The organism is Alistipes montrealensis (assembly GCF_018362775.1).
Classification (GTDB): Bacteria; Bacteroidota; Bacteroidia; order Bacteroidales; family Rikenellaceae; genus Alistipes; species Alistipes montrealensis.
In genome coordinates, this window is record NZ_JAGYXY010000007.1 from 131,712 (window position 1) to 139,949 (window position 8,238).

General features: G+C 55.9%; 3 protein-coding genes. 2 read left to right on the top strand and 1 reads right to left on the bottom strand.

Going from position 1 to position 8,238, the window contains the following annotated elements:
* Positions 1-15: 15 nt before the first annotated feature.
* Positions 16-3,135: a SusC/RagA family TonB-linked outer membrane protein gene (locus tag KG007_RS12955; RefSeq protein ID WP_317194948.1), complete on the bottom strand. Its 3,120-nt coding sequence runs from the start codon at positions 3,133-3,135 to the stop codon at positions 16-18.
* Between the two features lie 867 nt (positions 3,136-4,002).
* Here KG007_RS12955 and KG007_RS12960 point away from each other — a divergent pair.
* Together KG007_RS12960 and KG007_RS12965 are read left to right on the top strand one after the other, a co-directional pair.
* A complete protein-coding gene (locus KG007_RS12960; protein ID WP_213349411.1) occupies positions 4,003-6,042 on the top strand; it encodes a DUF6259 domain-containing protein in 2,040 nt (679 codons plus the stop codon).
* A gap of 206 nt (positions 6,043-6,248) precedes the next feature.
* Positions 6,249-7,913: a DUF6377 domain-containing protein gene (locus tag KG007_RS12965; RefSeq protein ID WP_213349414.1), complete on the top strand. Its 1,665-nt coding sequence runs from the start codon at positions 6,249-6,251 to the stop codon at positions 7,911-7,913.
* Positions 7,914-8,238: the final 325 nt, after the last annotated feature.

Sequence of the window (8,238 nt, forward strand, 5' to 3'; positions counted from 1 at the left end):
TTCAGGTATTTTGGTTTAGAAGTTCAGGTTTACACCGATCGTAACGGTGCGGACTTGAGGATACTGGTTACCGTAGCTGGCGCTCAATTCGGGATCCCATAATTTGAAATCGCTGAATGTAAGCAGATTGACGCCTTGAACATAGAATCGAACCGCTGAGAAACCTGCTTTTTTGGTCCATGCCCTGGGAAGCGTATAGCCGATTTCGGCGTTCTTCAGGCGCAGGAAACTCATGTCGCGCAGCCAATAGGTCGATGCCTGCTGGTTGTTGTCGACCTTCTTCATGGCCAGGCGGGGATAGGGAGCGTTGGGGTCCTGGTTGTCCAGCGTCCAACGCTTTTCGGCTACGTCGGCAAAAATCTGTCCCGACCGTTTGATGTTCGAAGCCTGTCCGAACAGGTTGAAACCGCTGATGATACGGGTCGTATTGGCGACGCCCGAGAAGAATACCGAGATATCGAATCCTTTCCAGTTGAGGCTGGCGCCGAAGCCGTAGTTGATCTCCGGAATGGTCGTATAACCGATGGCCACCTTGTCGAACGTGTCGACTACGCCGTCGCCGTTGATGTCGCGGTATTTGATGTCGCCCGGACGGACATCCCCGAAATTCTGTTTCGGCCAGGTGGCGATGTCTTCTTCGGATTCGAACAAACCCTCGGCGATAAGTCCGAACTGCTGGTTCTGGGCGAATCCCGCCAGGTTCTGATATTTCCAGATCTGATCCGGTTTATCGTCGTAGAGTTTCTTGTTGCGGTTGTAGGTGAAGTTACCGCGTGCCGACAGGCTGAGGTCCTTGTTGAACTGATGGTCGAATTCGAGCGACAAATCCACGCCCTGATTCTGCATCCGGCCCAGGTTGACATACTGGGCGACCTTGGTTCCGACCACCGACGGAGTCGATTCGCGCTGGATGAAGATGCCTTCGCGTTTCTCGTAGAAGTAGTCGGCCTGAATGCGGACCTTGTTATACAGTCCCAATTCGATACCTACGTCGGCCTTCGTCGCCTCTTCCCAGGCCACGTTGGCATTGCCGATCTCTCCGGTCGTGTAACCGTTCGTCGGAATACCCGTATAGATCGTGCCGCTGGGGCCCGTGGTTCCCCAAACGAAACCGGGGGCGGAGACGTTCATTGTCGTGTTATAGGCGAAACGACGGCTTCCGCCGATCTGGTCGTTACCGATTTTGCCATAAGAACCTCTGATCTTCAGTACATTGATCTTATCGCGCAGCGGCTCCCAGAATTTCTCGTTGCTGATCATGTAACCCAGCGCATAGGCGGGGAAGAAACCGTATCGCTTGCCCGGAGCGAAGTTCTCCGAACCGTTGTAGCCGCAGTTGAACTCCAGGAAATATTTGTCCCGGAAGGCGTAGGTGACGCGGGCCGCAATACCCATGTTCCGATAGGGGAAGGCCGCGATATAGGTTCCGGGGACGTTGTTGGTCCGGTTGCGTACGCTGTAAAGGAACAGGGCGCTTACGCGGTGGTCGTCGGCAAAGAGCCGTTCGTAGGTGAGGCTTCCCTCGAAGTTGATCGTCGTCCAGCCGGCATTGGACCGCGCGAGCGACATGTAGCCCGTTCCGACGACCGTCTGGTCGAAAATCAGGTTGCCGTCCTCGTCGCGGCCGGTGGCCGAATAGACGTTGGGGGAGTAAGCCCGGTTGAGGGTCGTCGAGTTCTGGGCGTCCCATGAAAACTTGACGTTGGCCTTGAGGCCCGGCGTGATGATATCCGAAAAGTCCTGGGTCAGCGACATCAGCGACTGGGCGACGACGTTTGCGGTCCGTGCGTAGCCCGAGTTGTTGAGCATGTTGTAGGGGTTGGTGCTGCCGTTGTCCGAGGCGATGGCGAGCGTGCCGTCCGAATAGATGGGTGCAGTCGAGATCGGCGTCGAAAGCATGGTGTAGTTGTACAGGTCGGCCAACGAGCTGTTGGGCTGGTTCGTCGTCGTGTATTGGGTCGACAGCGAGAGCCCGAGTTCCGTCGACTTGGTGATGTTGATGTCGATGTTCGAACGGAAATTGAACTTGTTGTAGTTCATCTGGGCGTCGTAGCGCTTGTTGTCGGCGATGTTGAAGATACCGCCTTCGGTGTAATAGGACGACCCCACGTAATAGCGCACCTTGGGGGAACCGCCTGCCACGCTTACGTTGACGCGGCCGGTCATGGCCAGGTTCTTGAAAATTTCCTTCGTCCAGTCGACGGACGGATAGAGGTCGGGATCTTTGCCGCTCAGGTACATCTGGCGCTCATAATCCGAAAAACCCTGCTCTCCGGTCGGGCTGTCCCGGCACAATTCGTCGTAGAAATCGAGCCATTGCCTGGTGTTGGCCATCTTGGGCAGCTTCGTCGGCTGGGTCATGCCGAATTCGGCCTTCACGTTGATCTTCGGCGTTCCCTCCATACCGCGCTTGGTGGTAATCAGGATGATGCCGTTCGCTCCGCGCACGCCGTAAACAGCCGTTGCGGTGGCGTCCTTCAGGATCGAGAAGGTGGCGATGTCGTCTGCGTCGACCAGGTCCATGCTGCGTTCGATACCGTCGACGAGCACCAGAGGCGTCGTGCTGCCTGTTCCGAACGTATTCACGCCGCGGATCCAGAATTCGGCGCTCGATCCCGGCTCGCCCGTACGCTGCATGACGACCAGACCGGCGAGTTTTCCGGCGAGGCTCGATGAAAGCTGTCCTGTGGATACTTTCAACTCTTTGGCGTCGAGCGTGTTGATGGCTCCGACAATGCTCTCTTTGCGCTGTTTGCCGTAGGCGACTACGGTCACAGCTTCCAGTTCGGAGGTTTTGCGGACCAGTTCGACGACGATATTCTTTCGGGCGCCCACCGGAATCTCCTGCGTTTCATAACCCAGGTAGGAGATCACGATCACATCGGTCGGAGTGACCTCGAGCGTAAAACTGCCGTCGTTGCCGGTGATAACGCCGCGGGTGCTGCCTTTGACGGTGACTGTCGCACCCGGGACTCCGGCCTTGGTCTCGTCGAATACCTGACCGGTTAGCTTAAATTCCCCCCCCCTCTCTTGCGGAGCCGATACCGCCTCGGAAAGGTCGTTTACGGTATACTCGAATGTTGGATTCGCGCTCAATTCCGTAATCGGGATAAGCCCCGGAATCAACACACACACCCAGGGCACTATTTTACAAAAGAGCTTTTGTATAGTCATTGTCATATTTCCTCATTTAAATTACTTGATAAAGTTTGGTACGGTTCCTACGTGTGTCCGTCGGGCGGTCCGTCCAGGTTCAATTTTGTTCTTGCAAACTGCAAAACAACGAGAGATTGTGAAATTCGGGAAGTCAATAGTTTTCGATTTGGCCGGTGTCATTTAACCATAGGCGTCCGTTTTTTTAGGTAAAGTTAGTAGTTTTATTAGTATTGGTATTCAGTTAGTTATCGGTCTTTGGCGGAGTCGGGCGTGTCGTTTATACGACTCGTGTCACACAATTTTAAGGTAATGTTCGGTTAAAAGTATTCATTATGCAAAAGCAAATATAACAATAAAATTATTATCACGTGTATTTTTGGTAAGTTTTTTTACTTTAAAAAGGCGGGGAGGATGTCCGGTAAGGTTGGTTTTTGGGGATTAAATTATTGATAATCAATGTTTTTATTTGCTTCGGCGGGGCGTTTCCGAATAAAAATATTTCCTTGCCTATGGCTGGAATCAACTCGGTAAAAGGATCTGGTTTTGTTGTATAAGTTGCTGTTGATTAGAATATTAAATAATATTAGGCGCGGCGGAAGGGTATGTGGCCTCTTAAAATGCGATACCCGATTCGTTCGTGAAGGGGATCGAAAAGTTTTTTATGAACTTCCCGTTGTTTGAGAAATATTTTTTGTTTACTTTTGTTCGAAAGGGACGTTTCCGAACCATATAACTCCCTGCCGGATATATACCTTATAATATAAAGCGCCGGAAATGCCCGTAACAACCGGTCGTCGGTACGAAGCGGCAATACATGATGGACAACCCGAAATACACTGTCAAAATATGATGAAACGAATCTGCAAGCTGTCGGTATGCCTGCTATTGCTGAACCTGCCGACTTTCGCCCGATGCCAGACTGCGGTAAGCCGGACCGGCGACGATTACACCCTATCCAATCGATATGTGGAGGCCGTTTTCGGCGCCGGCAAGGTTTTCGGGATTAAAAAACTGGTGCTGAACGGCCGTTCTGTGGCTCCCGAAGGGCAGAACGACCGGCCGTGGGCGCTCGTCTACAAAGGCCCGCAGGGCGAGAATCCCGAGTTGCTGCCCGAGCACGCTGTTTACGAGGGAGTCGGGGTACGCGACGATGCCGGGGCCAAGACGCTCGTCTTCACGTGGCAGTTGACACTCGATTACTCGCCGGTGAAATATCCTGTCCGGATGTACGTCACGCTGCCCGACGGCGGCGAGTTGCTGCAATGGAACCTGGAGGCCGATCTGCCTGCCGGATGGCTGGTCACCGACGTGAAGTTTCCCCGCATCGTAATCGACCGTCCGGCGGCCGGTAAAGTGATTACGACCGAAGGCTGGGGCGTCGAAAAACCGCTCGACATCGCCACTTTCGAGGCTCGCTATCCCTCGCATGCTTCGGCTATGCAGTTCGTGCTGGTGCACAACGGCGACGGAGCCCTTTACTACGGTACAGAGGACCGCCGGGGCTGCGGCAAGACCTACTCGGTGCAGTGTACGCACAAAACGGTCGTCTTCAATGACGCGATTCCCGCTTCGGCCGGATGGATCGAAAACGGAACGTTCCGCCTGCCCTGGACTTCGGTCGTGGGCTTTGCCTCCGAAGGTTGGGAGGACGCCGTCGTCCGGTGGTATCGTCCTTTCACCTTTACGACCGAGTGGGGCAGCAAACCGCTCTCTGCGCGCAATATTCCGCAGTGGTGCTATAACGCCGACGCATGGGTGCGCGCCAAATACGTCGGCGACGATACGTTCGATGCGGTTAAAAGCGCCGCCGAATACTTCGGCGATGGATTGGGCGTGCACTGGTACTTCTGGCACAACCATCCCTACGATACGCACTATCCCGACTATCTGCCTGCCAAAGAGGGCTTTGCCGGGATGGTCCGCGCCGTTCAGCAGTCGGGGGCCCGGGTCACGCCTTACATCAACGGCCGTCTCTGGGACCCCGCGGCGGACAGTTATAAGCGGGACCGCGGTTACGATGCTTCGTGCCGCAAGCCCGACGGATCGCTCTATACCGAAATTTATCCCACCTCGAAGGTTCTCAATACGGTGACATGCCCTTCGACCGCCATCTGGCACAGGAAGATTATCGGACTGGTCGACAGCCTCCAGACCGGGCTCGGCGTCGACGGCGTCTATATCGACCAGATTTCGGCAGCGGCGCCGGAACCCTGCTGGAACGAGCGCCACGACCATCCGGTCGGCGGCGGGAGTTTCTGGTACGACGGCTACCGCAGGCTCATCGGCGAAATCCGCGCCAACTATTTGCAGGAGGGGAAGATTCTGACCAGCGAAGAGAACGCCGAGTGTTACATCGACCTGTTCGACATGCTGCTGGTGGTCAATACACCCCACGAGGAGAACGCCTGCGTCATCAAACCCGTATTCCCGATGGTTTACTCCGACCGTGCTGTTACCAGCGCATTTACCTACACGCCCGCCACGGTGGATAAAATGGGCCTCGGCGACTTCCGTTACGAACTGGCCAAAGCCCTGTTGTGGGGTTCGCAGATCGGGTGGGTCGATCCGCGGCCGCTGATGTCGGAGCGCGCGGCGAAAGAGGCCCGCTTCATGAAGACGCTCATGGACTTCCGCCGGGGAGTGCATGATGTGGTGTACGGGGGCTTGTTTATCCGCGAGTTCGCCCCGTCGGGCGATAATCCGGTCGTCCGGATTCCCGGATTCGGCGACGATGCTTCGGTGCTGGCCGCCGAGTGGCTAAAACCCGACGGAAAGCGGGTTTACCTGATCGTCAACATGGACGACAAGGCGCACACGGTCTCGCTGCCGGGTGTCGGCAAACCGGTCGGGATGGCCGGAGCCTCCTGCCGGCGTATCGACTTGTAACCGTCGTCCGGTCTTCGGGGATAATCCGTAAGAAGCTGATTTTAGGTGTCGGTACGGGCGTTGCAGTCGTCTTCCGGAAGCCGTCGGCGAGTGCCTTTCGGCACTGCTTTCCGGTCTCTTATCCCTGTTGTTCGGTTTAAATTGACGTATTCGGTTTGCAAAGCCTGGCTTTTTTGTTAAATTTGTCCGACCCAAAACTATTGACGATGCCTCTGCGGATTATCCTTCGTTTCTGCGTGTTTTTCTCGTTGGCTGCGGCGTGCCTCCTGCCGGTAGGATGTACACCGCAGGAGAGCTATTCATTGCAGACCCGGGCCGCATTGGAGCGGTTGGATGCGGAGCTGGCGCAGAAAGCCCGCTATCAGCAGTGGCGCCAGGAGCAGGCCGACGAGTTGCGCGGCCGCATCGACGCCAAGGCCCCGACGGCTGAACAGGCGGAGCAGGTGTTCGCGGTGGCGCAGGTTTTCGTGACTTTCGATCTCGACTCTTCGGCCTATTACGTCGACCGGCTCTACCGGCTGGCCGAACGGAGCGGTTCGCGGTATGAGCGGCGGCTGGCCTTGCTGGCCGATATCGATGTCTGGCTGGGCCGCGGGCAGACCAGTTACGCCGAAGCTATTTTCCGGAAAATAGATACCGTCGGTATGACTCCGCTGGAATATGGAGCATGGTATCTGTGTTTTTGCTCGGTAGCTTCCCGGCGTTATTCCGAGGTCGAGGACCCGTACCAGAAGCAGGCATGGCGTGATACGGTGTTCCTGACGCGCCGCATTTCGGTCCCGGGGCTGAGCGAATTTACCCGGGCGCGCATGGAGGCGCTGAGTCTTCGCGACAGTGCGCGCTGTGCGGAGGCGCTGCAATTGCTGGAGCCATTCACGGCCAAAGTCCTGAGTTATCCCGAACGTGCGCTGCTCTATTATGCCATGTCGGACATCGCCCGGAAAATGGGCGACGAGGACCTGTCGGCGTACTGCCTGGCCGAGTCGTCGATCTCCGACCTGTGCGCCGGAACCCGTTCTTACTATTCGCTCTACGACCTGGCGCTCCGGCTTTTCGACCGCGGGGACTTCGACCGTGCCGCGGCCTATATGGGTTCCACTTTCGACGATGCCGTGCGCTGCAAGTCGATCGCCCGGATTCCCAACTCTTCGGCGGCGGCAATGAAGATCAGCGAGGCCGTGGCGGCCAATATCGCCGGACGGCAGACAATGATGATCGTGGTCATCTGCCTGGCCGGAGTTTTCCTTGTGGTGCTGACTGTCGTGCTGTGGTTCGTGCTGTGGCAGCACCGCCGCCTGCACAACAACCACGAAAAACTGATCCGCATGAGCGATATGCTCCGCGAAAAGAACCACGAATTGCTCGGCAAGAACGACCATATCCGCCGGATCAACGGCGCTTTGGTCGATTCGAACCGCATCAAGGACCGTTATGTCTGTCACTATATCGACCTCTCGGTGCGCTATATCGGACAAATGGACGCTTTTCGCCGCGAAGTGTGCCACATTGCCAAGACCCAGGGCGCCGATGAACTGGTGCGCCAGCTCAGCATGTCGCAGACCATCAACGGCGAGTACCTCAAATTCTACCAGTCGTTCGACGCCTCGTTCCTCGATATTTTCCCGCATTTCATCGAGCAGGTCAACGAACTTTTGCAGCCCGAATCGCGCTTCGCTCCCCGCACGGACTCTTCACTGACGACCGAACTGCGGATTCTGGCTGCCCTGCGGCTCGGGATTACCGACAGCGGGCATATCGCTTCGCTGCTCAACTGTGCCTCCGCTACGGTCTATACCTACCGCACCAAACTGCGCAATGCCGCGCTCGACCGCGACGATTTCGAGTCGCAGGTCGCCCGGATCGGGTTGTAAAGATCTCCGGGAATCTATATAATACGGGGTGTCATACTTGTTTTTATTGGTTTGATTATTAATTGTATATAGACTTATATAGGTCTATATAGTGCATCGCGCGTGTAGCGGCATGCCTGAAAATGGATAACTTTGTACATCCGCTAAAGATATCCACTAAACCAACATAAAATGATACTACCAACTACTTTTTGCGGCAAAGTCACTGGCGTGTGCGGCTTTGCGCTGCTGCTCACCATGGCCGTTTCCTGCGGTCCCACTCACAACACGCTCAGCGAATCGGAGATCGCCTCGGGCTGGGAATTGCTTTTCGACGGGAATAGCC

Bases quoted from the DNA above. Each gene is read 5' to 3' on its own strand.
- KG007_RS12960 (WP_213349411.1), top strand. From the start codon at position 4,003: ATGATGAAACGAATCTGCAAGCTGTCGGTATGCCTGCTATTGCTGAAC.
- KG007_RS12965 (WP_213349414.1), top strand. From the start codon at position 6,249: ATGCCTCTGCGGATTATCCTTCGTTTCTGCGTGTTTTTCTCGTTGGCT.